The 26,107-nt window shown below is 43.3% G+C and carries 30 protein-coding genes; 15 read left to right on the top strand and 15 right to left on the bottom strand.

The window, feature by feature from the left end:
- The first annotated feature begins 189 nt into the window (after window positions 1-189).
- Entirely contained in the window at window positions 190-2,259 is a 2,070-nt protein-coding gene (locus tag ACIFOT_RS08555; RefSeq protein ID WP_430063897.1) for a transglycosylase domain-containing protein, read from the top strand.
- Window positions 2,260-2,383: 124 nt separating this feature from the next.
- Here ACIFOT_RS08555 and ACIFOT_RS08560 read toward each other — a convergent pair whose 3' ends face one another.
- Both ACIFOT_RS08560 and ACIFOT_RS08565 read right to left on the bottom strand, forming a co-directional pair.
- The gene (locus tag ACIFOT_RS08560) at window positions 2,384-2,893 is read right to left on the bottom strand and encodes a YwhD family protein (protein ID WP_430063898.1); all 510 of its coding nucleotides are present in this window, start codon (window positions 2,891-2,893) and stop codon (window positions 2,384-2,386) included.
- Between the two features lie 17 nt (window positions 2,894-2,910).
- Window positions 2,911-3,570 (bottom strand): site-2 protease family protein, encoded by a 660-nt coding sequence (locus ACIFOT_RS08565; RefSeq protein ID WP_430063899.1) that lies wholly within the window; start codon window positions 3,568-3,570, stop codon window positions 2,911-2,913.
- Between the two features lie 159 nt (window positions 3,571-3,729).
- Between ACIFOT_RS08565 and ACIFOT_RS08570 the strand changes: the two genes are divergently transcribed.
- Window positions 3,730-3,915, top strand: coding sequence for a 2-hydroxymuconate tautomerase (locus tag ACIFOT_RS08570; protein WP_430063900.1), 186 nt, complete (start codon window positions 3,730-3,732; stop codon window positions 3,913-3,915).
- A 116-nt stretch (window positions 3,916-4,031) separates the two neighbouring features.
- On the opposite strand, the gene ACIFOT_RS08575 is transcribed toward ACIFOT_RS08570, so the two are convergent.
- From ACIFOT_RS08575 to ACIFOT_RS08585, 3 genes are all read right to left on the bottom strand, one after another.
- Window positions 4,032-4,535 (bottom strand): YwgA family protein, encoded by a 504-nt coding sequence (locus tag ACIFOT_RS08575; protein WP_430063901.1) that lies wholly within the window; start codon window positions 4,533-4,535, stop codon window positions 4,032-4,034.
- Window positions 4,536-4,583: 48 nt separating this feature from the next.
- A complete protein-coding gene (locus tag ACIFOT_RS08580; RefSeq protein WP_430063902.1) occupies window positions 4,584-5,882 on the bottom strand; it encodes an HD domain-containing protein in 1,299 nt (432 codons plus the stop codon).
- A gap of 128 nt (window positions 5,883-6,010) precedes the next feature.
- A complete protein-coding gene (locus ACIFOT_RS08585; RefSeq protein ID WP_289986904.1) occupies window positions 6,011-6,232 on the bottom strand; it encodes a DUF1450 domain-containing protein in 222 nt (73 codons plus the stop codon).
- 254 nt (window positions 6,233-6,486) lie between these two features.
- Here ACIFOT_RS08585 and ACIFOT_RS08590 point away from each other — a divergent pair, with 254 nt between their 5' ends.
- A complete protein-coding gene (locus tag ACIFOT_RS08590; protein WP_430063903.1) occupies window positions 6,487-7,224 on the top strand; it encodes an RsfA family transcriptional regulator in 738 nt (245 codons plus the stop codon).
- A gap of 104 nt (window positions 7,225-7,328) precedes the next feature.
- Here the strand turns inward: ACIFOT_RS08590 and ACIFOT_RS08595 are convergent, their stop codons facing one another.
- A complete protein-coding gene (locus ACIFOT_RS08595; RefSeq protein ID WP_430063904.1) occupies window positions 7,329-8,159 on the bottom strand; it encodes a lipoate--protein ligase family protein in 831 nt (276 codons plus the stop codon).
- Between the two features lie 238 nt (window positions 8,160-8,397).
- Window positions 8,398-9,369, bottom strand: a complete 972-nt coding sequence (gene pta, locus ACIFOT_RS08600; protein WP_430063905.1) for a phosphate acetyltransferase — start codon at window positions 9,367-9,369, stop codon at window positions 8,398-8,400.
- Window positions 9,370-9,603: 234 nt separating this feature from the next.
- On the opposite strand from pta, the gene hemQ reads away from it, so the two are divergent.
- A complete protein-coding gene (hemQ, locus tag ACIFOT_RS08605; RefSeq protein WP_430063906.1) occupies window positions 9,604-10,347 on the top strand; it encodes a hydrogen peroxide-dependent heme synthase in 744 nt (247 codons plus the stop codon).
- A gap of 182 nt (window positions 10,348-10,529) precedes the next feature.
- A complete protein-coding gene (gene gerQ / locus ACIFOT_RS08610) occupies window positions 10,530-10,988 on the top strand; it encodes a spore coat protein GerQ (RefSeq protein ID WP_430063907.1) in 459 nt (152 codons plus the stop codon).
- 43 nt (window positions 10,989-11,031) lie between these two features.
- Here gerQ and ACIFOT_RS08615 read toward each other — a convergent pair whose 3' ends face one another.
- The 6 genes from ACIFOT_RS08615 to mobA all read right to left on the bottom strand — a co-directional run bounded on the left by ACIFOT_RS08615 (window position 11,032) and on the right by mobA (window position 14,506).
- Complete coding sequence (locus tag ACIFOT_RS08615; protein ID WP_430063908.1) at window positions 11,032-11,403, bottom strand: DUF423 domain-containing protein; 372 nt, start codon at window positions 11,401-11,403, stop codon at window positions 11,032-11,034.
- An 87-nt stretch (window positions 11,404-11,490) separates the two neighbouring features.
- On the bottom strand, window positions 11,491-11,787 hold the full coding sequence (locus ACIFOT_RS08620) for a YwdI family protein (RefSeq protein ID WP_430063909.1): 297 nt from the start codon (window positions 11,785-11,787) through the stop codon (window positions 11,491-11,493).
- Window positions 11,788-11,949: 162 nt separating this feature from the next.
- Window positions 11,950-12,969 (bottom strand): thiazole biosynthesis adenylyltransferase ThiF, encoded by a 1,020-nt coding sequence (locus ACIFOT_RS08625; protein ID WP_430063910.1) that lies wholly within the window; start codon window positions 12,967-12,969, stop codon window positions 11,950-11,952.
- Window positions 12,970-13,166: 197 nt separating this feature from the next.
- Window positions 13,167-13,400 carry a molybdopterin converting factor subunit 1 gene (moaD, locus tag ACIFOT_RS08630; RefSeq protein WP_430063911.1) on the bottom strand — a complete coding sequence of 78 codons (234 nt, stop codon included), beginning with the start codon at window positions 13,398-13,400 and terminating at the stop codon, window positions 13,167-13,169.
- A complete protein-coding gene (locus ACIFOT_RS08635) occupies window positions 13,393-13,860 on the bottom strand; it encodes a molybdenum cofactor biosynthesis protein MoaE (protein WP_430063912.1) in 468 nt (155 codons plus the stop codon). The genes moaD and ACIFOT_RS08635 overlap by 8 nt, the downstream gene beginning before the upstream one ends.
- Window positions 13,861-13,894: 34 nt before the next feature.
- Window positions 13,895-14,506, bottom strand: a complete 612-nt coding sequence (gene mobA, locus ACIFOT_RS08640; RefSeq protein WP_430063913.1) for a molybdenum cofactor guanylyltransferase — start codon at window positions 14,504-14,506, stop codon at window positions 13,895-13,897.
- A gap of 426 nt (window positions 14,507-14,932) precedes the next feature.
- Here mobA and pdxK point away from each other — a divergent pair, with 426 nt between their 5' ends.
- The 3 genes from pdxK to bshB2 all read left to right on the top strand — a co-directional run bounded on the left by pdxK (window position 14,933) and on the right by bshB2 (window position 16,957).
- On the top strand, window positions 14,933-15,769 hold the full coding sequence (pdxK, locus tag ACIFOT_RS08645) for a pyridoxine/pyridoxal/pyridoxamine kinase (protein ID WP_430063914.1): 837 nt from the start codon (window positions 14,933-14,935) through the stop codon (window positions 15,767-15,769).
- A 145-nt stretch (window positions 15,770-15,914) separates the two neighbouring features.
- A complete protein-coding gene (locus ACIFOT_RS08650; RefSeq protein ID WP_430063915.1) occupies window positions 15,915-16,262 on the top strand; it encodes a YojF family protein in 348 nt (115 codons plus the stop codon).
- Window positions 16,263-16,285: 23 nt separating this feature from the next.
- Entirely contained in the window at window positions 16,286-16,957 is a 672-nt protein-coding gene (gene bshB2, locus ACIFOT_RS08655; RefSeq protein ID WP_430063916.1) for a bacillithiol biosynthesis deacetylase BshB2, read from the top strand.
- 186 nt (window positions 16,958-17,143) lie between these two features.
- Here bshB2 and ACIFOT_RS08660 read toward each other — a convergent pair whose 3' ends face one another.
- The gene (locus tag ACIFOT_RS08660; RefSeq protein ID WP_430063917.1) at window positions 17,144-18,541 is read right to left on the bottom strand and encodes an amino acid permease; all 1,398 of its coding nucleotides are present in this window, start codon (window positions 18,539-18,541) and stop codon (window positions 17,144-17,146) included.
- 616 nt (window positions 18,542-19,157) lie between these two features.
- On the opposite strand from ACIFOT_RS08660, the gene ACIFOT_RS08665 reads away from it, so the two are divergent.
- The 7 genes from ACIFOT_RS08665 (at window position 19,158) to ACIFOT_RS08695 (ending at window position 25,815) form a co-directional block, all read left to right on the top strand.
- Entirely contained in the window at window positions 19,158-19,601 is a 444-nt protein-coding gene (locus ACIFOT_RS08665) for a cytochrome C (protein ID WP_430063918.1), read from the top strand.
- Window positions 19,602-19,621: 20 nt separating this feature from the next.
- The gene (gene nosZ / locus ACIFOT_RS08670) at window positions 19,622-21,490 is read left to right on the top strand and encodes a Sec-dependent nitrous-oxide reductase (protein ID WP_430063919.1); all 1,869 of its coding nucleotides are present in this window, start codon (window positions 19,622-19,624) and stop codon (window positions 21,488-21,490) included.
- Window positions 21,491-21,569: 79 nt separating this feature from the next.
- Window positions 21,570-22,139, top strand: a complete 570-nt coding sequence (locus ACIFOT_RS08675) for a hypothetical protein (RefSeq protein ID WP_430063920.1) — start codon at window positions 21,570-21,572, stop codon at window positions 22,137-22,139.
- Window position 22,140: 1 nt separating this feature from the next.
- Window positions 22,141-23,481 carry a nitrous oxide reductase family maturation protein NosD gene (nosD, locus tag ACIFOT_RS08680; protein WP_430063921.1) on the top strand — a complete coding sequence of 447 codons (1,341 nt, stop codon included), beginning with the start codon at window positions 22,141-22,143 and terminating at the stop codon, window positions 23,479-23,481.
- Window positions 23,445-24,242, top strand: a complete 798-nt coding sequence (locus tag ACIFOT_RS08685; RefSeq protein ID WP_430063922.1) for an ABC transporter permease — start codon at window positions 23,445-23,447, stop codon at window positions 24,240-24,242. Before nosD ends, ACIFOT_RS08685 begins: the two co-directional genes overlap by 37 nt.
- Window positions 24,239-24,916 carry an ABC transporter ATP-binding protein gene (locus tag ACIFOT_RS08690; RefSeq protein ID WP_430063923.1) on the top strand — a complete coding sequence of 226 codons (678 nt, stop codon included), beginning with the start codon at window positions 24,239-24,241 and terminating at the stop codon, window positions 24,914-24,916. Before ACIFOT_RS08685 ends, ACIFOT_RS08690 begins: the two co-directional genes overlap by 4 nt.
- Window positions 24,913-25,815: a FixH family protein gene (locus ACIFOT_RS08695; protein WP_430063924.1), complete on the top strand. Its 903-nt coding sequence runs from the start codon at window positions 24,913-24,915 to the stop codon at window positions 25,813-25,815. Before ACIFOT_RS08690 ends, ACIFOT_RS08695 begins: the two co-directional genes overlap by 4 nt.
- A 126-nt stretch (window positions 25,816-25,941) precedes the next feature.
- Here the strand turns inward: ACIFOT_RS08695 and ACIFOT_RS08700 are convergent, their stop codons facing one another.
- A complete protein-coding gene (locus ACIFOT_RS08700) occupies window positions 25,942-26,088 on the bottom strand; it encodes a hypothetical protein (protein WP_430063925.1) in 147 nt (48 codons plus the stop codon).
- Window positions 26,089-26,107: the final 19 nt, after the last annotated feature.

A 26,107-nucleotide genomic window follows, 5' to 3' on the forward strand; every position in this document is an offset into this window, starting at 1 on the left:
TCCATATCATTTTCATACAATTGCCTCTAATTTTTATACTACCCAACCTATTGAAATACAACCAGAAAAAAAAGTCTAGCAATTTTAAAGAAAATATTTCATTTTTCGATGGGAAATGTTTAAAACGACTCTATTTTTTCAATACTATTACTATCTATTTTTTCAAAAAGTGGAAAGGGAGTGAACGAAATGGAAATCATGACTAATCACGGGTTTCGAAAAACAATTAAATATTTGCGTGCTCTTATCTTCATCAGTTTGATCGGCATGATTTGTATGCTCATTCTCTTCCTCGGCATCCTTGGCTATGCCAAAATATTGGGAGCGCCGCCGCTGGCTGTTCCGCAATCAACGTTATTTTTCGCCGAAGATGGCACGTTAATCGGCGAAAGTAACAATGGTCAAAAACGCTACTGGGTTGGCATGAAGGATATTTCACCAGACCTCGTGAATGCGACGGTATCGATTGAGGATAAAAATTTTTACGAGCATCATGGCTTTGATTTTAAACGGATTGCCGGTGCCGTGATTGCCGATGTTCAGGCATTTGCTAAGGTGCAGGGCGCAAGCACCATCACCCAGCAATATGCCCGTAACCTTTTTCTTGAGCACGATAAAACATGGAAGCGGAAAATGCTTGAGGCTTTCTATACGATCCGCCTTGAAATGAATTATTCAAAAAAGGATATTCTCGAAGGCTATTTAAATACGATTTATTATGGCAACGGGGCTTATGGTGTCGAAGCGGCCAGCCAATATTATTTTGGCAAAAAAGCATCCGAATTAACTCTTGCAGAAGCTAGCATGCTCGCTGGAATTCCAAAGGGGCCAGGCTATTACTCACCGCTCGCTTCTATGAAAAATGCGAAGAACCGCCAGGCGATCATCTTGCAAAGCATGGTTAACAACGGATACATTTCGAAAAATAAAGCACATATTGCGGCCCAGCAGCCGCTCGCCTTAGTCGGCGTTCACAAAACACAAAAAGTGAAGGTGGCGCCTTATTTTCAGGATGCTGTTAAAAATGCGTTAAAGAACCAGCTTCATTTAAATGAACGTACGATTGCCCTTGGAGGTTTAAAGGTCTTTACGACACTAAATCTAAAGGATCAAAAAGCGGCCGAAAGCCAGGTTAACAACTATGTGGCCAACACTTCGGAAATTCAGGTCGGCCTTGTGGCGATGGATCCGAAAAACGGATACGTCAAAGCGATGGTCGGCGGCAGGGATTATGAAAAAAGTCCCTTTAATCGCGCCGTTCAAGCGATCAGACAGCCTGGTTCGACGATCAAGCCGCTGCTCTATTACGCCGCCCTTGAAAATGGCTTTACGCCGTCCTCAACGATGAGAAGTGAGTTTACCACTTTCCATTTTGATGACGGGACACCTGATTATACGCCGCATAATTTTAACAACAAGTATGCGGACGGCGAAATCACGCTGGCACAGGCGCTGGCTGTTTCAGATAATATTTTTGCCGTTAAAACACACTTATTTTTAGGAGAAGGTACGTTAATCGAAATGGCCCGAAAATTTGGCCTTTCCACGAAAATGAATCAGGTTCCATCGCTGGCCTTAGGTACTTCTGGTGTACGTGTAATTGAAATGGCCAATGCCTATAGCATGTTTGCAAATGGCGGCAAAAAGGTTCAGCCGATCTTAATTACGAGAGTAGAAGATTATAATGGAAATGTGATTTTTGAAAGAGAAAGTCAGTCCGAAAAAGTACTAGACCCTGCAAAGGCGTTCGTCATGACGCAAATGCTGACAGGCATCTTCGATCCGAAGCTAAACGGCTATGCCAAGGTTACCGGCAGCACTGTTATTAAAGACCTTACTCGGCCATATGCCGGGAAATCAGGTTCCACGGAGACGGACAGCTGGATGATTGGGTATTCGCCGCAGCTTGTCACGGCCGTTTGGGCGGGGTATGATGTCGGTAAGCCGCTCGAGCTTACCGCTGAAAAAACATACGCGAAAAATATATGGGCAAATTTTATGGAGGAAGCCTTATCAGGCAAACCTGTAAAAGCCTTTAAGCCACCGAAGGACGGCGTTATCGGTGTATATGTCGACCCAGAGAATGGCAAGCTGGCAACGGATGATTGCCCTGTCCGCCGCTTCACCTACTTTGTCGAAGGAACAGAGCCGAAGGAATATTGCACCGAGCATTTAAAACATGCCGATGAAAGCCCGGCTGCCAAAAAGAAAACTAAGAAAACACCTTGGTACAAGAAGATTATGCCGTGGGGTAATTAAATTTTACTAGGATAATTAGAAAAGCTCCGGATCGCTCCGGAGCTTTTCTTGTCCTAGTTTTACAGTGCTTACACACTGTTTATAATACTACCTATTTTTTAACAAAACTACAAGTTAAAAATATTTATTCTGCTAATAAACCTTTTTTCAAATCCTCGGATGAATTATTCCAAAATACCTCATTGTGAGCGAGGAGAAAGTCCGCTAATACTTTTTTCGATTTCAGGTCCATATCCTCTACTATGATATGGCGCTTTAAGGACTTATCCATGCGGTTGACATGCTCTGGAAGGGACTTGTAGCCGCGGCGGATTTCTCTGTCCACTGTCATAAAACAGGCGGTCACGCCGGCATAATAAGGCCCTGCTTCACTGCGGTCAATTGTGACCCAGATGAGCCAATATGGCTTACCGTTTGGTACTTCCTCTTTATTCGGCAAAAATTTAATCCCTTTTTCAACAGCACTGCGGGCATGCATGGCACCGACATCGATCTCGGCTTCGCCTGCCTCAACATCAATAATGACCGGTGAAACATTATCAAGGGTTAACGCGCCCTTCCCAAAGCCTTTATGCCCGTCTAAAGGGTCTTTTTTTATAATATTAAAGCCAAGTTTTTTCTTATTCTCTTCCATTGATGCGATTTCCTCCTCTAAAAAAACAATGTATAAAAGAAATGGCTTAATCCCTCTGTTACCCAAGGGATCAGGTTATTCATAATAGGTTGAATCGTATATCGGCCAAGCGGTGTAATCACTAGTATTAAAAAAATCAGTGCGCCGTACTGTTCATATTGTGTCATTTTTGCCCGGACATCATTAGGCGCCAAGTCCTCAATGATTCGGTAGCCGTCAAGCGGCGGGAACGGAAGGAGGTTAAAAACGAACAAGACAATATTCAGGTTGATAAAAATATTGATGAAATTATCAATGACTTCCGATGTCGCGATGCCAAAGCGGCTTAACCCGTAGCCGACGATAAAGCCCATCACGGCCAAAATCAAATTGCTAAGCGGACCGGCAGCTGAGACGAGTATGCTTGCCAGGCGCGGCTTTTTAAAGAAAAAGCGATTCACCGGTACAGGGCGGGCCCAGCCAAAGCCGGCAATAAAAATGAGAAGGGTTCCGATTGGATCCAGATGCTTGAACGGATTCAACGTGAGGCGCCCTTGTTTTTTCGCCGTTTGATCCCCGAATTTATAGGCCACAAATGCATGAGCAAATTCATGGACCGTAAAGGCCACCGCCAGGGTAATCACTACATAGGGAATCAGACTTAGCGGATACCTAAGAAATCCTTCTAATGCTTCCATCCTGCCTCTCCTCCTTTTGATGCCGTTCTCTCTGTCTATTTCCTTTAAGTATACATGAAACCGCTTGGAAAAAGAAAACCAAAAGTGACCGCTGTTATTGCACTTTTTCAATATTTGTGGAACACTACTATAAGTTATGATGAAAAGGAGGTAATATCAATGCCATACGTTACAGTAAAAATGCTCGAAGGACGTACAGAAGACCAAAAGCGTGCGCTTGTCGAAAAGGTAACCGCCGCTGTCAGCGAAACAACCGGCGCACCAAAAGAAAACATCACCATCTTCATCGAAGAAATGAGCAAAAATCACTACGCAACCGGCGGCGTCCGCTTCAACGACAAATAAAAATGTTGGTGTCAACGTTGGTGTCAGGCACCATCCGTAGACATTTGTCCGCTCACAACGGACACTGGTACCCAAAAGAAAACGCTTGGACTTTGAATTGGTCCAAGCGTTTTCTTTTATTGTATTTTCACCTTTAACGCTTCAATATATTGATAAGCGTCATCGATTTCTGCTTCGGTGTAGCGCTGGCTGCTTTTTAAGGTGAACACCTTGTTTGTAACTTCTTCCTTTGGAAGATTATCAAAATATAAAACCGTTGAAACCAGCTCAAGGAATCTAGCATTCTGGTCATTCATATCGATAAGGCACTCCTGCAAAAACGGCATGTCCACGTCATTTAAGCTCAGAAACTCTTTCCCCGCATCGGTCAATGTATAGCGATATTGAAAATAGCCGCCTTTTTTCTCCCGTACTTCATTTAGAAAACCCATATTACAAAGCTCTTCCACACGCGTTGTCAATTCCTCCGAATAGGGCCCATAAAAATGAAACTGGAAGCGCTCCTGAAAAGGGAAATCAACTTTTTTCGCAATATATATCATCTTCTGCAGCTTCTTTCTTCCGACAATTTCACCGGAAACAAGGATCGCCTGCATCAGCTTAGCATGATCTTTTAACAACGTTCGTCAACTCCTACTCCATTTGGGTGTCAGGCACCCAAAACAGTCTTATATTTCTAAAAGGGCACGAATTTGCTTTTTTATATTCACATCACCAGAGTCATCCTTGAGGAAATCGGCCGGGTAATAGAGCTTATGGTCCGTTCTTCTCTTCCCGGAAATCGCATCTACGATTTCAGACTCCCTGGATAGCTCCTTTAACTCCCCATTCGGCATCAGCAAATGAATCGGAAGCCGTTCTTCCTCTTCACCTGGACGATAAAAATCGTAAGGTAAATCCGAAGACGAATCGACAACTAAGTAATACTCAGGGTCAATCCCTGCTTTTTCAAAAAGGCGCGTCAGTTCAGCGAGCTTTTTATATTCCTTCGCAGGGTCAAATTCCGCATACTTGAACAGATTGCGATTGACAAACCGGCGGCAAAGGTCGCTTAATATCGGATCTGCTTCCTCCTGCCAAATTTGAAAATAATATAAAATAACAGATTCATCTAATTTTAAATAGTCTTCTAATGTCACTTGCTCATGAAAGATGGAGGTAAAGTGAATCGGGTCATATTTAAACGTATAGTTTTCCTCAAACAATTGCTTAGCGCGGTGGAGGATTTTCGTTAAAAGTACCTCTGCGCTGCGAGACACTGGATGAAAATAAACCTGCCAATACATCTGATAGCGGCTCATAATATAATCCTCAACAGCGTGCATACCGCTCTTTTTAATGACGACTTGGTCTTCGCGCGGCCTCATCACACGCAAAATCCGCTCCATATCAAATTGGCCATAGCTGACCCCGGTAAAATAAGCATCGCGCTGCAAATAATCCATTCTGTCGGCATCAATCTGGCTCGAAATCAGGCTGACAACCAGCTTTTTATCGGAAGTCTTGGCGATGACTTCGGCTACTTTTTCTGGAAAATCCGGTCCTACCCTAACAAGCACTTTGTTTACTTCGGTATCTCCTAGAATAATCGCGCGGGTAAAATCCTCGTGGTCAAAATCGAACACTTTTTCAAAGGAATGGGAAAACGGACCATGTCCGAGGTCATGAAGAAGGGCAGCACAAAGCGTCAGCAGACGTTCGTCATCGTTCCATTCCGGTCTGCCGGCAAACACATCATCGATGATACGGCGGACAATTTCATAGACACCGAGAGAATGATTGAAACGGCTGTGCTCTGCACCATGAAACGTTAAAAAAGTCGTTCCCAGCTGTTTAATCCGTCGCAGCCGCTGAAACTCCTTTGTTCCAATCAGATCCCAAATCGCCTGGTCCCGGACGTGGACATAGCGGTGGACTGGATCCTTAAATACTTTTTCTTCGGTAAGTTTTTCAGTGGAATATGACATCGATTTCCCCCTTCCTTTTCGAAAAATCACTTTTTTCTATTATATCCCAAAAAACAACAATTTTCCCCAGTATTTTTCGACAGAAACCGAAAAGAAAAATCACCTTTAAGCGCACTGGTCAAAGGTGATTATTTGATCTTTTTATTTACTTTCTCCATTAATTCCTCTTCCGTTAATGCGGCAACCGGGCGGTTATTAACGAAGGCAAAGGTCTTTTTCCGGCCGGGTCCGCAATAGGACTGGCAGCCGATTTTGATTTCGGCATTCGGATCGATGTCTTTCAAACGAGGGATCAATGTCTTTAAATTCACGGCCTGGCAATCGTCGCAAACACGAAATTCATTGGACATTTGGTACAACCCTTTCTCGGTCAATCTGCTTCTATCTATTATTTTATCCATTATAGTCACGTAATTAAACTCCTTAGGTATTTTACATTTTCTTGGCAGGCATTGCAAGGTACAATTCTTTGCAATCAATTAATTAAACTTTTAAAAAAATCTATTATCCTTTTAACCATTTTGGTATAAAGGCTAGAAAACTTGTCCATCCTAAGACTAGAACTTTTTTAAAAATCGAGAAAACTTATAAGGAGTTGAAACATATGAAAGTTCGTCAAGATGCATGGACAGATGAGAATGATTTGCTTTTAGCCGAAACTGTCCTTAGACATGTAAGAGAGGGAAGCACCCAGCTGAATGCTTTTGAAGAGGTAGGCGACAAGCTGAACCGAACTTCAGCAGCCTGCGGCTTCAGATGGAATGCCGTCGTACGCCATACGTATGAAAAAGCCTTGCAATTAGCCAAGAAGCAGCGCAAGCAAAGGTCAAGAGTTTTAGGCAAAGACCAAGGCGGCAAGAAAAAACTGCTTTACAGCCCGCCGGTTACTACGACTGAAGAGTTTGAGGCAATGCCGGTGTCCGTTGAGATACCAGTGGAGACTTCGAGAGAATTACCTGATATGACCGCTGAATTGGCAGCTGAAACTTATGTAAAACCAGCCGCAGCACAAACCTACCGACCGCAATCAACAGGGCTCAACCTAGATTCTGTTATCGATTACTTGCAAAACTTCAATCATTCCAATCTGCAAAATGAAGCATTAAAAAGTGAGAATGAAAGATTGAAGCGAGAATTGTCTGAGCTGCGGAAGCAAAATGAGGAAATGCGTGCAAAAATCGATGATCTCGAGCAAAATACCGAAACGATTCAAGAAGATTACGAGACCTTAATGAAAATCATGAACCGCGCCAGAAAGCTTGTTTTATTTGAAGAAGAAGAAAGACCCGCTACTAAATTCAAGATGGACCGTAATGGCAATTTAGAGAAAGTAGCTGAGTAACTAGAAAAGCGGAAGCGCCTTGACCAGGGACGACAGGCATAAGACGATCCGGGGAGAAGAGGTTGGATGGCAGCATCCAATTAGAAAAAGCCGTAAATCAACGTTTACGGCTTTTTTACTTGCTCATTTCGCTCTACGACCCTTTGATAGTAACCAGGCAAGAGCTCGAGTTCGAATTCATTGAGCTGGCCGGCGTAGAGCAAATCGCTGTTTTGCTTTAATTGGCTCAATAGCCGAAGCATGATATCCGCGATTGAAAAATTAGTTTGATAAAGCTCAGATAATGAGGCCATTACGTCAGGGACAATCTCAGGGTAGGTGAATTTGGTCGGTTCCCCTTGTTTGGAAATTGCGTAAAACTCCCTGATCAGCTCGGCGCGATTGCTGCCGCTGCCATTGACACAAAGGTAAATCTGAACGGCTACTCCTTTTTTGAGGCGGCGCTGGGAAATACCTGCGAACTTTTTCCCGCCGATACTAAGGTCATAACTTCCCGGGCAATAAGATCCGACAATTTCCCTTGCCTCAATCTGCTGAGGGAAATCGGCAAACATTTGTTGAATCAGCTGCCACATTGCCTCATAGCCGCGATTGATATCAATCCCTTTCTCGGCCTCGGGAAAAATCAGCGAGATATTGAGGACGCCTTCATCAAGAACGACGGCAAGACCGCCGGAATTCCTTACAATAGACTGATAGCCCTGGTTCCGGAGAAATTCAATGCCTTCTTGTAAGAATGGCAGTTTTGTATCTTGAATGCCGAGGACGATGGTATTATGATGCACCCATGTCCTTGCAGTAGCCGGCGCTTTTCCAGCTCCGACCGAAGCACAGAGCGTATCATCGGTTCCAAATGACTGTAACGCGTGAAAATGACTGCCTATAGCAGACTGGTCAATAACCCGCCACTGTGGCTGCCGCATTAAACCTTCCATTTTTGTAGCTCCTTGAATGTTTGATAGGGTAATTGTATCAAATTAAACTAGGTGTTACATTCCACATATTGTAAGAACGTCCAATAACCCTTTAAAAATGTCCAATCAGGGCTAAAAAATATCCAAAACCCCCTAAAATTTGTCCAAACTAACCAAAAAAATGTCCAATACTGCCCCAAAAATGTCCAATCCACAAAAAAGAGCCAGCCCACCTCCGGACCAGCTCCCCAAAAATCATTTATAACCCCTGCGCCGCCGTAATTAACGCCAACTTATAGACATCTTCTTCATTACAGCCGCGGGACAGGTCATTAACCGGCTTATTCAAGCCTTGTAAAATCGGGCCCACTGCTTCAAATCCGCCTAAACGCTGGGCAATTTTGTAACCGATGTTTCCAGCTTCGAGGCTCGGGAAGATAAAAACGTTCGCGTCACCCTGCAGCACAGAACCAGGCGCCTTGCTTTTAGCTACAGATGGAACAAACGCGGCATCAAATTGGAATTCCCCATCTAGCACGAGTGACGCATCGCGGCGCTTCGCCTCAGCAACGGCTTCGACAACCTTTTCCGTTTCAGGGGACTTCGCCGATCCCTTCGTTGAAAACGAAAGCATCGCAATCCGCGGCTCAAGATCAAACATCTCCGCCGTCTTCGCACTTTCGATAGCTATCTCCGCTAAATCTGAGGCGTCCGGTGCAATGTTAATCGCGCAATCGGCAAACACATACTTCTCATCGCCGCGGACCATGATAAACACACCGGAAGTTTTCCGCACGCCTTCCTTTGTCTTAATGATTTGCAGCGCCGGGCGGACCGTATCGGCTGTGGAGTGGGCCGCACCGCTGACCAAGCCATGCGCTTTATTTAAATACACCAGCATCGTGCCGAAATAGTTTTCATCAAGCAAGATTTTTCGCGCATCCTCTTCAGTCGCTTTACCCTTGCGGCGGTCGACAAATGCCGCGACAAGCTCATCCATTCCTGCAAAGTTCGCAGGGTCATAGATTTCCGCCGCTTCCAAGGAAACACCGAACTCATCCGCTTTTGCTTGCACCTGTTCAATGTTGCCAACCAAAATCGGGGTCAGCAGCTTTTCCTCTGCCAATCGACCGGCCGCACGAATAACCCGCTCGTCCAAGCCCTCTGGAAAAACAATTTTTACATCACGTCCGGAAATTTTTTGCTTCAAACCTTCAAATAAATCACTCACAAAACAAACCTCCCTAAAAAAACTACCTACCAAGCATACTTTACCTTACTAAAATTTCAATGATTTTACTCACAGAGAACGTTTTCACTCAAAATGTTTTTGTTTTCAAAAAATTACACTCTAACCTTTACTATTTACTATTTTTTATAAAAATATCCTTTAAGGTTTTATTAAAGCGTCTGTTGGTCAAACTATGTTATAGTTATTTAGAATGATTATTTAGGAGTGATTGTAATGAGTGAAGCAGCACAAACGCTTGATGGCTGGTATTGCCTGCATGATTTTCGTACGGTAGACTGGACGACTTGGAAGATGCTTTCGAGCGATGAACGCCAGTCGGCCATCCACGAGTTTTTAAGTCTAGTTGAAAAATGGAATACCACCCAGGAACGCAAAGAAGGCAGCCATGCCCTTTATACAATCGTTGGCCAAAAGGCTGATTTTATGATGATGATCCTTCGTCCAACCATGGAAGAATTAAATGAAATTGAAACCGAATTCAACAAAACAAAATTAGCGGAATTCACGATTCCGGCTCATTCCTATGTATCGGTCGTGGAACTGAGCAACTATTTGCCTGCCGGCGAAGACCCATACCAAAATCCGCAAATCCTTGCGCGTCTGTATCCGACGCTTCCGAAAACAAAGCATGTTTGCTTCTATCCAATGGATAAGCGCCGCCAGGGCAGTGACAACTGGTACATGCTGCCGATGGAAGAGCGCCGCAATATGATGCGCAGCCATGGCATGATCGGACGTACATATGCTGGAAAGGTGAAGCAAATCATAACTGGCTCTGTTGGTTTTGACGATTACGAATGGGGCGTAACCCTATTTGCTGAAGATGTACTTCAGTTTAAAAAGCTAATCTATGAAATGCGTTTTGATGAAGTCAGCGCGCGCTACGGGGAATTCGGAGCTTTCTTTGTCGGCAATCTGTTAGAGGAAGAACGCGTACCAAAATTCCTTCATGTTTAATCCATAAAAGCCCCGGCTCCTGCTGGGAGCTTTTTTGTTTTTCCGCCTAAACCTTAAGTCATATCTTAGGACTTTCCCTCATACTAATAAAACAGCGAGTCTTAGTAAAAGTCTGCAGGAACCAATTTGGGCTTATGGGAGTATGAATAGAATGTTGAGCCACATTTTTAGGAGGGAAAAAGATGAGTCAATATTACAATCCACAAGGATTTCAGCCTTATACTCCGGGAGGGCAGCCAGGAGTGGCGGGGCAGCCTTATTACCCTGGCACACAACAAGGATTTCCGCCTGCCGGCGCGGGCGCCACGCCAACGCCGCAACAAGCGGCAGCTGCGGCATCTATGCAAGCCGGCATGCTGCCAATTGAACAATCCTACATCGAAAATATTTTACGTTTAAACAAAGGCAAACTTGTCAGTGTTTTTGCCACCTTTGAAGGCAGCACGTCATGGAATTCCAAGGAATTTAGAGGAATCATTGAAGCAGCTGGGAGAGACCATGTCATTTTAAGTGATCCACAGAAAGGTACACGTTTCCTCATTCCAATGGTAGCGGTGGACTATATTACTTTTTCCGAAGAAATCGAGTACGAATATCCATATGGCGGCGGGCAACAATTAGGTACGTTCCCTCCAAGGTAAATAAAAAAGGCATTCGGACCCCTAGTCCAATGCCTTTTTTCGTTTATAAATGTTTTACCGCCCCGACGATTATCAAAATCCACGCTGCTAAAAAACAAACGCCGCCAATTGGTGTAATCGCTCCTAAGACGCCTACCTTCGTCAAACTTAATATGTACAAGCTGCCGCTAAATAAAATGATGCCCGCGAGCATTAACCATCCGGACCAGCTAAACAAAGAGCTGACTGGAACCTTGCCTAAAAGAAGGCCAATGATTAACAGGCCTGTGGCATGGAACATTTGATAGGTTACGCCCGTTTTCCAAATATCTAAATAATGAGCATCCAGTCTATCCTTTAATCCATGTGCTCCAAAGGCACCCAGTGCAACGGCCAAAAAGGCATTGATGGCACCGATTATAATAAAGGTTTTCATCTTCTATTTTCCTTCCCTTCTTGTCTAGCTTCAGCGCCTATGGGCTCGGATTCATAAAACCATGTTCAAGACGCTTCCGCTTTTCTGTTAAAAATCAAATAACGAATCTCCGTTTGCTTCGTTACCTAATTCTAATTTTTTAGGCTGCTGCAGTGATACTGGCTGATTTTGAAATACCGGCTGCGTAATAACGGGCTGGACCTGAACTTTAGTGGCTGGATTCCATGAAGCATCCCTTATACCAGGCTTTTCTTCCAGTATCAATTCGCATAATATTTTAATAGAGTAAATCTTTTCCCGCAAGCTTTCTTCCTTCTGAGCTGTTTGCGCCTGCTTTAATTCTGCTTCCATTTTGTCTAATAGTTTTTGGATGGATATATTCACGTTTGACACCTCAAAATTAAGACTCGCTTCTATTCTACCTGAGTATTGACTTTTTTACGAAAAATTAGACCGTGGGCTGCGACAATATTTTCATGTTCCACGTGAAACATGTCATTTTATGTCATTTAAAAGACCCGTACCATTGAAGGCGCGGGCTTGAGATCATCCTAGTATTCTCTGGTAAATAGACTTCGCATGCGTTAAATCCTTTGTTCCGTGGATAAGGGCGCGGCCGTCTTGAAAAATTACCATCCGCTCCGGACCCATTTCTACTGACACTAAATAGGGATTTCCTTTAACAGTATATCCAAGTGAACTAAGTTGGCCGGCAAGCCGTTCCAGTGAAATCTCTCTCGCCGAGGAAGGGCGGATTTGCACCGTATCGCGGCCGCACAGCACTGTCGTTTTCGTCATATTTTCCTGGTCAAGATACGGGTAGGTCCGCTCCTCACTGCAGGATAAGCAGCCGGCAAACTTCGCCTTCGACATTTTCAAACTCGTATATTGGTTTCTCCATAAATCAAAGCTGACAAACGATGTACGCACTGCTTCCCAATCCTCAGCCAACATTTTTAATGCTTCAGCCGTCTGATGGGCGATGACCATTTGTACCGCAGGAGAAATAATTCCTCCCGTATCACAGGTCATCCCCTGGAGCGGAATGCTGCGCAACAGGCAGTTCAAGCACGGTGTTTTCCCCGGAATAATCGAAAAACTCATACCAAAGCTGCCGACACAAGCACCGTAAATCCATGGAACGTTATATTTTTGCGATACATCGTTCATCGCCATCCGCGTTTCAAAATTGTCCGTCGCATCAATCATTACATCCACACCGGTGACGAGCTCTTCCAGCAATTCAGGGGTAGCGTCACCGATGATCGCCCGGATTTCAACATCGGAATTAATGGCTCGCAGACATTTCTCCGCAGCAGCTGCCTTTGGAAGCTTCTCGGCCACATCTTCTTCTGTGTAGAGCTGCTGCCGCTGCAGGTTGCTTGCTTCGACGTAATCACGATCGATGATGGTAATCCGCCCAACGCCGGATCGGGTCAAAACTTCAGCATTTCCTGAACCAAGAGCCCCTGCTCCGATTATTAAAACATGTTTTTCACTAATTTTCGCTTGTCCGTCTTTGCCGATGCCCGGAAAGAGGACCTGCCGTGAATAGCGATCGTTCAAATTTTTCACCCCGCTAATAGAAAACTCGCCTTTTGGCGAGCTTAATGCACTAATTTATAGTTTTTTTGCCTACTTAAAGGCATTAATCCGCAATTTTATTTGCGAATTTTCCACGTTATTTGTAAAGCCGTCTAGTTTATTTGCGAATTCACATAGTTTATTTGCGAATTAGCCGCTTTTATTTGTGAATCTAACAATCAACCGCCGCTCACAGGCGGAATAAAAGCAATTTCATCTCCGTTACGGATGACCTCGTCATTGGAAGCAAACTCTTCGTTAATCGCAGTCATGACGGTTTCCATTCGCGGCAGGTCGTACCGAGCCGCCAAGTCTGCTTTCAATTCAGCGACCGTTTTCCCGCTGGCATCCACCGTCAGAAACTCTTCGCCGACGGCATCCCGTAAATGCGCAAAAAACAACACTTTATTCATTCAAGTCACTCTCCTCAGGCTTGCCGCTCGGGTAGGCAACCGTTTCGAGCTGATTACCCATCCAGGCCTCGCCGTCCTCCCGATGCTCTTTTTTCCAAATTGGGACAATTTCTTTGATGCGCTCAATTGCATAGCGGTTCGCTTCATAAGCATCAGCGCGGTGCGGCGTTGATACCGCGATCACGACCGCAACATCAGTAATATCTAAGCGCCCTACCCGGTGGGTAATCGCGACGCTGGAGCCCTCCCAACGCTCTTCTATTTCTGAACCGATCTGCTCGAGCTTCTTAACCGCCATCGCTTCATATGCTTCATAGATTAAAAATAAGGTTTTCTTGCCATGCGTTAATTCGCGGACGGTGCCGATGAAAGTGGTAATCGCGCCTGCTTCGCGCTGCACCACTTTATCAATCACCGCTTGTATATTAATCGGTTCCTTTGAAATCTCATACATTTTCATTTTGTCACCCTCCATTATATTTTAGCAGAGCCGGTCACAGCAAAGGAAAATGTTCTGCTTTAGCCCACTTTTTGGCGTCTTCGTATTCCTCAGGATGATTCATATTAAAAAAAACACGCTCAATATCGGTATTAATAATGTTCTTAAGCTCATTTTCCGTTACAAATAAGACATGCAATCGCTCTAGCAGGTCTTTCATGCGAAGATTTCCTGTTTCGATAGATTGTGCGGCTTTCTCGGCGGCACCTTTTTTAAACGCTGCAAATAACGGATGCTGTTTTCCGTTGATGACAGGAACAACTGCATCAAATTCGCCGCACAGACTGACGAGTTTCTCTGCAAGCCTGCCGGATACAAACGGCATATCACAAGCGACAATGAAGTTCACATCATATTCGCTTACCGTTAGACCTGCATGCAGTCCAGCGAGCGGCCCCTTGCCTGGAAAGTGATCCGCCGCCATTTTTATATTCAAAAACTCATATTGTTTTGAATCATTCGTTACTAGAATGATATCATCAAACGAGTCATGAAGAGTATCACGGATTCTCTCAATATTGGTTTTCTCGTTTATTTTTAATAGGGCTTTATTTGTGCCCATCCGGCTCGATTTCCCGCCAGATAAAATAATGGCCGCCGCTTTCATGAAGCACCCTCTTTTTTCAGTTCCCTAACTGCGTTATACCCATTTTCCCAGGCTGCAGAGGGCTTTTCGATATTTTGTCTTGTATCATTCATTTTAATATAGCTGTTGTACAGTTCGCAAACTTGGATTTGCGATACGTTGTCCCCTTCATTTGTATGAATTGGATCGCTTTATGGTCTTTATTGCCACCATGAGAGGCCTTCCAGGGATTTCACATTTTCACAGCAAACTGGCTATACGCTTGTTTCTTAAATCGTACTTTTCCATTGATTATTTGAAAGTAATTTTTATCACACTAAGAACTTGTAAATAGTAAAAATGGTTCTTTTATCATTTTTCTGTCAACTATTGCGGATTTCTGTTAAATTTAAAAAGATGAATTATAATATAGAAGAGGTTTTTTAGAATGAGGAGGTTGATTACATAATGACAATTAATAAGGTATTAACCATTGCCGGTTCAGATTCAAGCGGCGGAGCAGGGATTCAAGCTGACCTAAAGACATTTCAAGAGCTTGGCGTATATGGAATGACAGCCCTTACCTGCATCGTAACAATGGACCCGAAAAACCATTGGCATCATGAGGTTTTCCCAATTGATGTGAATATCCTCGAAAAGCAGCTGGAAACGATTCTCTCTGTCGGCATCGACGCAATGAAAACAGGGATGCTTGGAACGGTTGAAATCATCGAATTAGCCGCAAGAAAAATGGATGAACACAAACTCGGGCGCGTCGTGATTGACCCTGTTATGGTGTGTAAAGGCGAAGATGAGGTGTTAAATCCGGAGACAGCGGATGCCATGCGCGAGCTGTTATTGCCAAGGGCCTTTGTGGTAACACCAAATCTGTTTGAAGCAGGCCAGCTTGCCCGGACAGGTACACCGCGTACGCTTGATGACATGAAAAATGCTGCTGTGAAAATTCATGATTTAGGCGCGAAGCATGTCCTCATTAAAGGCGGCAGCAAGCTTCAGTCAGAAGAAAAATCCATCGATCTTTTATATGATGGGAAGGAATTCACAATTTACGAGTCTCCTAAAATTGAGACCACCTTCACTCATGGGGCAGGCTGTACGAATTCTTCTGCTGTCACGGCTGGATTGGCAAAAGGTCTGTCCGTTTATGAAGCAGTCGATGTGGCGAAGCAATTTGTTTCAGCGGGCATCCAACAGGGCTTCCGCTTAAATGAATACGTTGGTCCGACCTGGCACGGGGCGTACCGCAGTGCCGGAGCCGTTACTGAGTATTGCGAAGATTGTTAAGAATAAATAGTGTGGAGAACCGGAGCTTTATTGTCCGGTTCTTTTTTGTGCATGTTTTTCGCATTTTTTAACAGACTTTAGTATGATGATTACATTATTAATGAAAAATATTCATTAGGTATGAAAGGGAAAGGAGACATTAACTTTGGAGTTAGTTGATATTAAAAAGGTTCAAGAAGCCATTAATCATTTTGCGAATAAAGATGTCTACATTCACCTTGAAACAACGAACGGAGCCTATGCATCCCATAAAGATCAATCTTTCTTTAATGCAGGAGCCTATATCCGGAATGCCCTTGTCCGTTATGAATTAGGGAAAATCACTGGCAAAGGACCATACCGGGTTGGATTAAAAATTAACCTCGGCTGGGTTTATGCCGAAGGGATCACACATTTTGAAATAGATGAAGAAAATCACCTTTTGATGGCCGGCCACGACAATGAAGGAAGGCTCGCTGTTGCACTGGAAATCAGTACTACACCATTTGCTTAAGCAATGTGGAAAGGAGAATGAAAATGGAAAAAGAACGTCAAGTCCTGGTCGTTTTCCCTCACCCTGATGATGAGGCATTTGGAGTATCCGGAACGATTGCCACTCATGTGCAAAATGGAACCCCGGTGACGTATGCTTGTTTAACTCTAGGGGAAATGGGACGAAACATGGGCAATCCCCCGTTTACAAATCGGGAAAATCTTCCTAAAATCAGAAAAAAAGAACTGCAGGAGGCTGCCCGGGTTCTGGGCATTCAGGATCTCAGGATGCTCGGCTTCCGTGATAAAACAATTGAATTTGAGGATGAAGATAAGCTGACAAACACCATGTCAGAACTCATTAAAGAATTAAATCCTTCCTTAATCATTACTTTTTATCCCGGCTATTCCGTTCACCCTGACCATGACGCCACCGGTGCGGCTGTCGTAAGAGCTGTTGAAAAGCTGCCTGCCGCAGCGCGGCCAACGTTACACTGTGTCGCTTTTTCAAATAATTGCGTCGAGGATCTTGGCGAGGCCGACATCATCAACAACATCACCCCTGTGGCAGAGAAAAAGCTCGCAGCAATTCAGGCCCACCGCTCACAGACCGAGCAGATGTTTAAAGATGTGGAGGAGAAGTTGAAAAACCATGATCCGCAAATCATGGTGTGGATTAACAATGAACGGTTTTGGACTTATAAATTTGCTAACTAAATTGAAAAGTCTGTTCTGATTATTAAAAGCCGCTCTTCATGTTTAAAAAGAGCGGCTTTTATTATTTGATCATTCCTGAAAGAATCAAGTTCTATTAGGACAGATGTTACGCTGACTTATTAACATGCTGCTTTCAAAAAAAATAGGGACAATTTTATAAAAAATGTCCCTATTTATTCGTAATATTTACACTGCTTCCCTATCAGTCCTATCCTCTGACTGGAGCTCAGCAGGTACACGTTTGTTGATTCCGAAAGCATAATAGCTGATTACCACAATAGCCAGGAAGACAATACCTGCAATCAGTGAGACACGAGTGTCTTCATTAAACCACATACCGACAAGCACCGCAGTTAAATAGCCAATTGTCAGATAGTTCGTGACAGGCGCAAAAGGCATCTTGAAAGGATGGCTGGCCATTTTTGCAGCATGGACTTTCCTGAACTTGATTTGGCTAATTAAGATGACAAACCAAGGAACCATTCCAGGAAGGACACTTGCCGCATAGACGTACACAAACAGTTTTTCTGGTGCCAGATAACTTAAAACTACGCCAACGCCAAGGCCGATCAGTACGCCAATTGTACCGACTAGAGGCACTCCGTTGCTTGAAACCTTCGCAAACGATTTTGGAGCTTGTCCATTGACACCAAGAGTATAAAGCATGCGCCCTGCACTGTAGATACCGCTGTTACAACCTGACATAGCCGCAGTGATCACAACAAAGTTAATGATTCCAGCAGCAGCTGTAATACCGATTTTTGCAAAAGTTGCTACAAAAGGGCTTCCAAGTGAAGTTAACTTATCCCAAGGATAAACAGTAACAATAACAAAAATAGCACCGATATAGAATACAAGAATACGCCAAATTGTACTTTGAATCGCGTTTCTTAATGTTTTCTGAGGATCTTTTGCTTCACCAGCTGTAATACCGATAAGCTCTACACCTTGATAAGCACCGACAACAAGTGATAGTGCAAAAAGGAAACCTTTTAAGCCGCCAGTAAAGAAGCCGCCGTTTTTCCAGAGATTTGATAGGCCAATCGCTTCTCCGCCGTTGCCAAAGCCAAAGAAAATCAAGCCAAAACCTGCCACAATCATCAATACAATCGTAACTACTTTAATTAGCGCAAACCAAAATTCGAATTCACCAAATGATTTAACAGAAATAAAGTTTGCTGTTCCAAGAATAACCATTGCGATAAGTCCCGGAATCCATGCAGGAAGATCTGGATACCAGTACTGCATATAGGTGCCAATCGCGATAACCTCCGCCATACCGACAACTACCCACTGGAACCAGTTGCTCCAGGCAGTCATATATCCCGCGATTGGATGGATATACTTATAGCCAAATGTTGCGAATGATCCTGTACTTGGTTCCAAATAAAGCATTTCCCCCATGGCGCGCATAATTAAATATAGAAATATTCCTGTAATTCCATAAGCGAGCATGACAGATGGACCCGTCCAGCCTATTGTGCTGGAAGAACCCATAAATAGACCTACACCAATCGTTCCGCCCAAAGCAATCATTTGAATATGACGTGAACTTAAACCCCTGCTCAATTCCTTGTTTGCCATTCCTTTTCCTCCCCTTTATTCCTTATTGTTGCTTTCAAAAAAAGATGCATGTAAACCCATTGTTCATATTTTCATTAGTGTGAGGCAAAAGTTGGAAGCGGTTACAACCGAACCAGAAAAAGTTCAAATTAAACTTTATTAGAAGTATATCGTTTCATATATTACAGTGTCATTCTATAATCGTATTAGAATAATGTCAATACTATTTCAAAAACACAAAAAATTTAGACATTTTTAATCCACTGGCATAAAGAAGGGCTTTTAGTGATGAATTTCCACCCTAAAATGTCTTACTAGCAAAATATGAATTATCCTATTAATAATAATAAATGTGGAACAAAATAATTTTCTCAGACTTCAAAATATCTTTTTTCAGCCTCGAAAGATTCCCGACACACGCTTTGCCCTTATGTCCCAACCAACGTCACAAATCTCTGTATTCTTAAGATTCACAAATCGTTCAATAATTTAAAATAGCGATTTTTCCTAGGGTTTGCGAGCCCTTTCACAGAACGTTCAAAAACATCCGAAACGGTGTGAGGTACATCACAATTTAATCAACCCTCCGCGGGTAGGATAAAGTTGTTCATTAGACAAAAAGGAGGGTCAAAACAAAATGAATAAAGCCATTATAAGTTTTGTCATTTGCGCGTTGCTTGGCTTCGGTTTAGGCTACCTTGTTTTTGGAGTCATCATGGGAGACTCCGAAAAACAGCCGCAAACCGCTCAAGCTGATACAAAGCAAACAACGAATACAACCACTGAAGCTAAGGAGGAACCCGCAAAAGCATCATCGGCAAACGAGGATAACATCCTTAATAAAAAAGGATGCCTTGGCTGTCACAGCGTGGAAGCTCTTAATCTAAAAGGCGGCGCCGTCGGACCGGATCTTTCCCAAGCCTTTGTTAATGTGGAAGGCAAGCACGGCAAGCCAATAGAGGAATTCTTAAAGGCGCCTACTTCAGCAGTTATGTCAGGCGTAATCGGTAAAAATCCATTAACAGATGACGAGCGCAAGCAGGTCCTTGATCTTCTTAAGCAAGCATCTGAAGCAAAATAATCAAAAGGTGGTGTAATGCAATGAAAAAATGGATTCCAATCGCATCGGGATTACTTGCCGGCTTCGTAGCTGCGACAATCTCCTTTGCTGATTTTTCCGCAAAGACTAATACGGAAGCTGCATCCGCAGGCAATAAAAGCGATGCAGAAAAGGTGTATGTTCCTTTTGGTAAAAAAGATGACTACTACCTGTTCGCATCTGGCGGACACTCTGGACAAATGTTTATTTACGGTGTTCCATCGATGCGTCATATTCGTACCATTCCAGTATTCTCACCAGATTCGGCAACAGGATATGGCTTTGATGAGCACTCCAAGAAATTAATGGGTGACTATACATGGGGAGACCTTCACCACCCTGCCTTTTCTGAAACAAACGGAGACTATGACGGTAAATTCATGTTTGCAACGGACGTTGGTAACAGCCGTGCGGCGGCCATGGATTTAAAAACCTTTACCGTAAAAGACATCATCCAAGTTCCAAACACAAGCGGTCCGCACTGTGCGGCCTTCGTTACCGAAAATACCGAGTACATGTTCCTGCCAACTCGTTTCGCTGTACCGCTTGGATCGAAATACGAATCATTGGATGACTACAGCACAAAATACCGCGGCGTCATGAGTGCCGTAACGTTTGATCAAAACAAAGAAAAGCTTAATATTGCTTACCAAGTGGCGCTTCCGCCATGGTCCTACGACCTTTCCGATGCCGGTAAAAAAATCTCCAAGGATTGGGCTGTATTAACGACTTATAATACAGAGGAATCAACGACAAACCTTGAAATTAACGCGTCACAGGCGGACCGTGACTATATTGTTCTTTTTAACTGGAAAGAGCTTGAGAAAATGGTCAAGGACGGCAAGTATGAGGATGTTAACGGCCAAAAAATGATTTTCCCTGAAAAACAAAAAGGCGGCATCTATTTAATTCCGGTGGCGAAATCACCTCACGGCGTTGACGTAACGCCAGATGGCACACGCTTCATTGCTTCCGGTAAACTAGCACCTACGATGACTGTATTCTCTTTTGAAAAAGCATTTAAAGCAATTGAAAATAAAGACTTTGCCGGGGACCGCAACGGTATTCCGATTCTTAACTACAAGTCTGTAATGGAAAGAGAAGTTAACCCAGAAAATGCTCTTGGACCACTTCATACTCAATTTGATGATAAAGGCATGGCCTACACAACCATGTTCATCTCTTCTGAGGTTGTTAAATGGGATCCAAACACTGGTAAAACATTAGACCGCGTACCTGTACAATATTCACCTGGTCACTCTGTTGCCGCAGAAGGCGACACCGTTTCACCGGATGGTAAATACCTTGTGGCACTTAATAAAATTGCGAAAGACAGCTACTTGTCTGTTGGTCCTTCACACCCTGAGTCCATGCAGTTAATCGACATCAGCGGCAAAATGAAGGTCATCCAATCTGCTCCGGTTAACCCAGAGCCGCACTACGCACAAATGATTAAAGCCGATAAGATCAAGACGATAAACGTTTACCCTAAAGATGAAAAGAACAAAGACGCTGTTTATAAAAAGTCTGACGCACGAATTGTCCGCAATGGAAACAAGGTCGATGTATATGGAATCGCGATGCGCTCGAAGTTTATCTTTGATGCGAAAGCAAAACGTCCTGATGTGATTGAAGTCAATGAGGGTGATCAAGTTACCATCCATTTGACAAACATTGATTTCGATGAAGACATTACCCATGGCTTTGCCATCAACAGCTATAACTTAAACATGGAAGTACAGCCTGGCCAGACAAACACAATGGAATTTACCGCTAAAAAAGCAGGTACCTTCCCGCTTTACTGTTCAAATTTCTGTTCCGCCCTGCACCAGGAAATGACAGGTTACTTCCTAGTAAAACCAAAGAATTAAACATTGGTGATGGGTATCAATTAGATTAATTGATACCCTAGCCTTTTCCTTAATTAACACTATATTAGGAGTGGTTAACTTGATTGGCACCAGTAAAAAGTTTTCAGTGGTTTCTTCCTTAATTTTAACGTTATCAGCCATTTTGATTGCAGGCTCTCTCTTTTTCCCGTGGTGGAAAATGGTGTTCATTGCCCCGCAATATCCAGAAGGGCTTAATATCATTGTTTTTCCTAATAAGCTTGAGGGGCAAATTGATATCGTTAACGGACTGAATCACTATATCGGAATGGCCAACTTTAGTGAAGCAAACTTCCCTGAGCTTCAATATCTGCCTTATTTAATTGGTGGCTTAGCAGCTATCACTCTATTAACTGCGCTGCTTCGAAAAAAGTCGGTTCTTTATGGATTGATTGGCATTTTTGCCATTGGCGGCCTGATCGGAGTCCTTGACCTCCATTCCGCCTTGAAAAAATTTGGAACGAATTTAAGCCCAGAAGCACCGATTAAAATTGATCCCTTTATCCCGCCGATTTTGGGTCACAATACGATTGCCAACTTCCATACAACCAGCCTGTTTGGGACTGGGATGTATCTCGTGATTGCTGCGTTTCTATTATTACTAATTCCGTTATGGAAGGATCGAAAATAAAATGAAAAAACTCACGCTCATCTCTTTAGTTTTTTCTCTTCTTTTTTTCATCAAACCCGAGAAAAATATGGCAGCCGAAAACTTACAAGCGATAATCGACTCCATGAAAGAGGGGGCGGTATTGAGACTTGAAAATAAAACCTATCAGGGCAATATCGTCATTAACAAAAGCATGACGATTATTGGCTCAAGTAATACCGTGATAAAGGGAGACGGAACCGGAAATGTCATTTCCATTAAAGCTCCGAACGTGAAACTTAGCCACCTTACCGTGACCCACAGCAGTATGGACCGCAATTCGGCTGAAGAATATGCAGGCATCAAGATCTATACAAACAAGAATGTGGTGGAAGATGTCAAGATCCGCCATTCCTTTCACGGCATTTATTTAAGTCAGGCTCACGATAATATCATCCGTAATAATAACATCAAAGGCTTGGGCAAAGGGGAAATTGCCGCCCAAGGTAACGGACTTCACATTTATTATGCCAATGATAATCTGCTCGAGCACAATACGATCGACGGCACCCGCGACGGGATGTTTTTCGATTATGCCAATAACAATAAAAGCTATGAAAACAACATTACAAACACACGTTACGGTCTGCATTACATGTATTCAGATGAAAATATTTTCAAGAAAAATACCTTTACCATGAACACCGGCGGCGCAGCCATCATGAATTCGAACCATCTTAAATTAGAAGATAATCAATTTATCGTTAACTATGGAAATCAATCGTTTGGCTTAATGCTTCTGCAGGCCAACGATAATTATATAGCGGGAAACACGTTTTACATGAATCAGCGGGGCCTGTACATTGATCAGGCAACGCGAAACACCATTAAGGACAACCATATCGTCCAGAACCAAATCGGCATTGAACTGTGGGCGAGCTCCAATGACCAGACGTTCACGTTAAATCACATCTCTGAAAATACGATTCCTGCTGTAACCCTTGGCGGAACAGGCGAACACAATGCCTGGAGCAAACGTGGTAAGGGCAATGATTGGGGACGCGCGTTTCCGCTCACCGATTTAAACCAGGATGGCATCGGGGATTTTCCGGTCACCTATCGTTCCTCGTTATATCAATTAATCGAGGATCAAGAACTAACTTATTTATTTTTAAAAAGTCCAGCAATATCGATCTATGAAAAAATCAATGCCACGCTGAAGGATGAGGATACGATGTTTAAAGATCCGCACCCGTTAGCTGCCGAAAAAGGCAAGCCGCATACGATTCTATTTTTCGCTCTAGGAGTGCTGGTGGTATTGATTTTACTAAAGGGGAGACAAAGGCTATGCATTACATTTGGAAGGAATGGAAGGAAAATTTAAGGGGTAAAGGCCTGTGGCTCAGTTTAAGCATCATCGTGCTCTTAAGCGTTAGTATTTTGTTCCGCTCGACCAACCTTTCATATGATAAAGGCTTTTATATTCTATTAATCAATTTGTTCGATACGCAGATCTACTTTATCCCAATCCTGTGTTTGTTTATCGGCGCCTTTTCGATTTTTCAGGAAAAGGAACAAAAAACGCTGATTATGCTGCTGACGAAGAAGGACAATTACACCAGCTTTTTGGTTCGAAAAAGCCTTGGGCTTTATACCGTTGTTCTTGTTCCGATCCTTACTTGGTTTTTTATCTATCTACTATTATTAAAATTTAACTTTCAACTCGATATCAAAAGCTATTTGATTTTAATGACGGCTGTTATTTGCATGGCGCTGGTGTTTTTGCAAATGGGCACAGCGATTGGCAGCTTTAGCCGCTCTCGGATGCAAATTTTAGGGATTACGATTTTTGTCTGGTTTTACTTTTTCTTCTTGCATGATTTTATTCTGCTATCTTTTTTGCCGGATGTTCAGTATGAAAATGTCAAATTCTTCTCAGTGGTTTATTTCTTGAATCCGCTGCAGTCAGTCAGGATGTTTTTAGAAACCGGCATGGGCGTCTATTCCTTCGGCCATATGTCAAGACTTCTTCAAGCATTCATGTGGACGAAGCCGGTGTTCTTTTTACTCGGAAATTTGATTTTCTGGCTTGCAGTTTCTTTAAGTACAGCGATTGTTTTTAACCGCAAGGAGGGCTATGAATGATTAAAGTGACAAATTTAAACCAATCCTTCGGGAAAAAGACGGTATTGGATTCGATTTCAATCGAGATTGAAAAAAATGAAATCTGTGCCCTTGTCGGACGAAACGGTGCCGGTAAATCAACATTTATTAACAGCCTGCTTGGACTGCTCCCGGTTAAGCAGGGGACGATCTCGATAAACGGAATTGAAGTCACGAAAAAAAGTCAGATATGGAAAAAGACCATTGCTTACCTTCCGGAAAAATTTATGCTGTATCCGATGCTCACTGGGCTTGAAAATATGACGTTTTTTGCGGAAGCGGTTTTTAAAAAAGCCGACCTTGGCCGGATGGAACAGGTTTTGAAATCGGTAAGTCTTTGGGACGACCGGGATGTCCAAGTTAAGTCCTACTCAAAAGGAATGCTGCAGCGCCTTGGCTTAGCCATCACACTCTATCAGGATGCGAGCATTCTGATTCTTGATGAGCCGACAAGCGGCATCGACCCGATGGGGAGAAAGGAAATTTTGGAGGTCCTTCGGAATCTTCATGATAAAACCATCCTGCTCTCCTCGCACCATCTCGATGAAATCAAGCAGGTCTGCACACATGTTGCTTATTTAGATAATGGAAAAATGGAAAAATATACAGTTGAGGAATTTTTACAAACTCACCAATTAGGAGGGAATGAGTCATGATGAAACGCCTAATATTCCCCTTGCTGCTGCTGATTGCCATGTTGGCCGGCTGCAGCAAGGGGCCTGAATATAAAATCGAAGTGACAAAAAATCTTTATTTCCATAAGGACACGGCACTGCCATTTGAAATTAAAGTAACCGACAATAAAAAAGCGGTGAAAGGGCTGGATGTTTCTGCTCAGCTATCGATGACGAATATGGACCACGGCACCTATGATGTGAAGTTAGAGGAAGGGAAAAATGGCACTTACTCAGGTAGTGTGAAGCTGCCAATGGGCGGCAAATATGAAGCAGCGTTTACGCTCAAAAAAGATGGGGAAAAAACGGAGGATCTCATCAACCTTAACGTCACAAGGCCTAGAGGTGTGGCCAAAATTAATGGTGAATGGATAACGAATGACGACATTGCTTTTTATCAGTTTATCAATCAGCTTCAGCTGGAAATCAACCGCGAGGCGGCCAAGAAAAAATATACCGGCAAGCAGTTAGAGGAAGAACTGGTCTATCTTGATTCACAGGAAAAAATCAATGATGATAAAAACCAATTATTAACGCAGATTATCCGTCTGCGTGCGATGGCGATGCTGGCCAATGAAAAAGGACATAAGGCCACAGATGCCGAAGTCGGACAGGCCGTAAGCAAAGCTCGAGATCAGTATAACGCCTTCGAATCTGCCAAAAGCTTGATTAAGGAGTACGGCGAAGATAAGTTTTGGGCAACAGAAAAGCAGCAGTATCAATTAATCGTTCTTTCTCAAAAGGTGCAAAAGGACGTCATTGAAAAAGTCAAAAAGGAAAACCCGAAAGTTGGCGAACAAGAAGTCTACTATTTAGCCCAAAAAGAATACGAGGACCTGCTAGTGTCGCAGGTAAATTCACTAAAAATTGAAATTCTCTAAAATGGCACGAATCTCAGGTCACTTTTACAACCAAAAGTGACCCTTTTTGTCTATATTGGAGACCCTCAACAACAAATAGCAATTTTAATTAACGGATAGCGTCAACCAATTAGCGGATATGCTGCTTTAATTGGCCGATAACGGTCGCCAATCAGCAAATAGCAAATCAATTAGCGGATAACGCCACTCAATTAGCGGATATGCTGCTTTAATCGGCCGATAACGGTCGCCAATCAGCAAATAGCAAATCAATTGGCGGATAACGCTACTCAATCAGCAAAAGGCAAATCAA

The organism is Neobacillus sp. NRS-1170 (assembly GCF_050468025.1).

Coding starts and splice junctions, on each gene's coding strand:
- ACIFOT_RS08685 (WP_430063922.1), top strand. CDS start 23,445: ATGCATTACATTTGGAAGGAATGGAAGGAAAATTTAAGGGGTAAAGGC.
- nosZ (WP_430063919.1), top strand. CDS start 19,622: ATGAAAAAATGGATTCCAATCGCATCGGGATTACTTGCCGGCTTCGTA.
- ACIFOT_RS08635 (WP_430063912.1), bottom strand. CDS start 13,860: ATGAAAATGTATGAGATTTCAAAGGAACCGATTAATATACAAGCGGTG.
- ACIFOT_RS08570 (WP_430063900.1), top strand. CDS start 3,730: ATGCCATACGTTACAGTAAAAATGCTCGAAGGACGTACAGAAGACCAA.
- mobA (WP_430063913.1), bottom strand. CDS start 14,506: ATGAAAGCGGCGGCCATTATTTTATCTGGCGGGAAATCGAGCCGGATG.
- nosD (WP_430063921.1), top strand. CDS start 22,141: ATGAAAAAACTCACGCTCATCTCTTTAGTTTTTTCTCTTCTTTTTTTC.
- moaD (WP_430063911.1), bottom strand. CDS start 13,400: ATGAATAAAGTGTTGTTTTTTGCGCATTTACGGGATGCCGTCGGCGAA.
- ACIFOT_RS08695 (WP_430063924.1), top strand. CDS start 24,913: ATGATGAAACGCCTAATATTCCCCTTGCTGCTGCTGATTGCCATGTTG.
- gerQ (WP_430063907.1), top strand. CDS start 10,530: ATGAGTCAATATTACAATCCACAAGGATTTCAGCCTTATACTCCGGGA.
- ACIFOT_RS08565 (WP_430063899.1), bottom strand. CDS start 3,570: ATGGAAGCATTAGAAGGATTTCTTAGGTATCCGCTAAGTCTGATTCCC.
- ACIFOT_RS08595 (WP_430063904.1), bottom strand. CDS start 8,159: ATGGAAGGTTTAATGCGGCAGCCACAGTGGCGGGTTATTGACCAGTCT.
- ACIFOT_RS08615 (WP_430063908.1), bottom strand. CDS start 11,403: ATGAAAACCTTTATTATAATCGGTGCCATCAATGCCTTTTTGGCCGTT.
- hemQ (WP_430063906.1), top strand. CDS start 9,604: ATGAGTGAAGCAGCACAAACGCTTGATGGCTGGTATTGCCTGCATGAT.
- ACIFOT_RS08585 (WP_289986904.1), bottom strand. CDS start 6,232: ATGTCCAATGAATTTCGTGTTTGCGACGATTGCCAGGCCGTGAATTTA.
- ACIFOT_RS08555 (WP_430063897.1), top strand. CDS start 190: ATGGAAATCATGACTAATCACGGGTTTCGAAAAACAATTAAATATTTG.
- bshB2 (WP_430063916.1), top strand. CDS start 16,286: ATGGAAAAAGAACGTCAAGTCCTGGTCGTTTTCCCTCACCCTGATGAT.
- pdxK (WP_430063914.1), top strand. CDS start 14,933: ATGACAATTAATAAGGTATTAACCATTGCCGGTTCAGATTCAAGCGGC.
- ACIFOT_RS08560 (WP_430063898.1), bottom strand. CDS start 2,893: ATGGAAGAGAATAAGAAAAAACTTGGCTTTAATATTATAAAAAAAGAC.
- ACIFOT_RS08690 (WP_430063923.1), top strand. CDS start 24,239: ATGATTAAAGTGACAAATTTAAACCAATCCTTCGGGAAAAAGACGGTA.
- ACIFOT_RS08590 (WP_430063903.1), top strand. CDS start 6,487: ATGAAAGTTCGTCAAGATGCATGGACAGATGAGAATGATTTGCTTTTA.
- ACIFOT_RS08580 (WP_430063902.1), bottom strand. CDS start 5,882: ATGTCATATTCCACTGAAAAACTTACCGAAGAAAAAGTATTTAAGGAT.
- ACIFOT_RS08665 (WP_430063918.1), top strand. CDS start 19,158: ATGAATAAAGCCATTATAAGTTTTGTCATTTGCGCGTTGCTTGGCTTC.
- ACIFOT_RS08660 (WP_430063917.1), bottom strand. CDS start 18,541: ATGGCAAACAAGGAATTGAGCAGGGGTTTAAGTTCACGTCATATTCAA.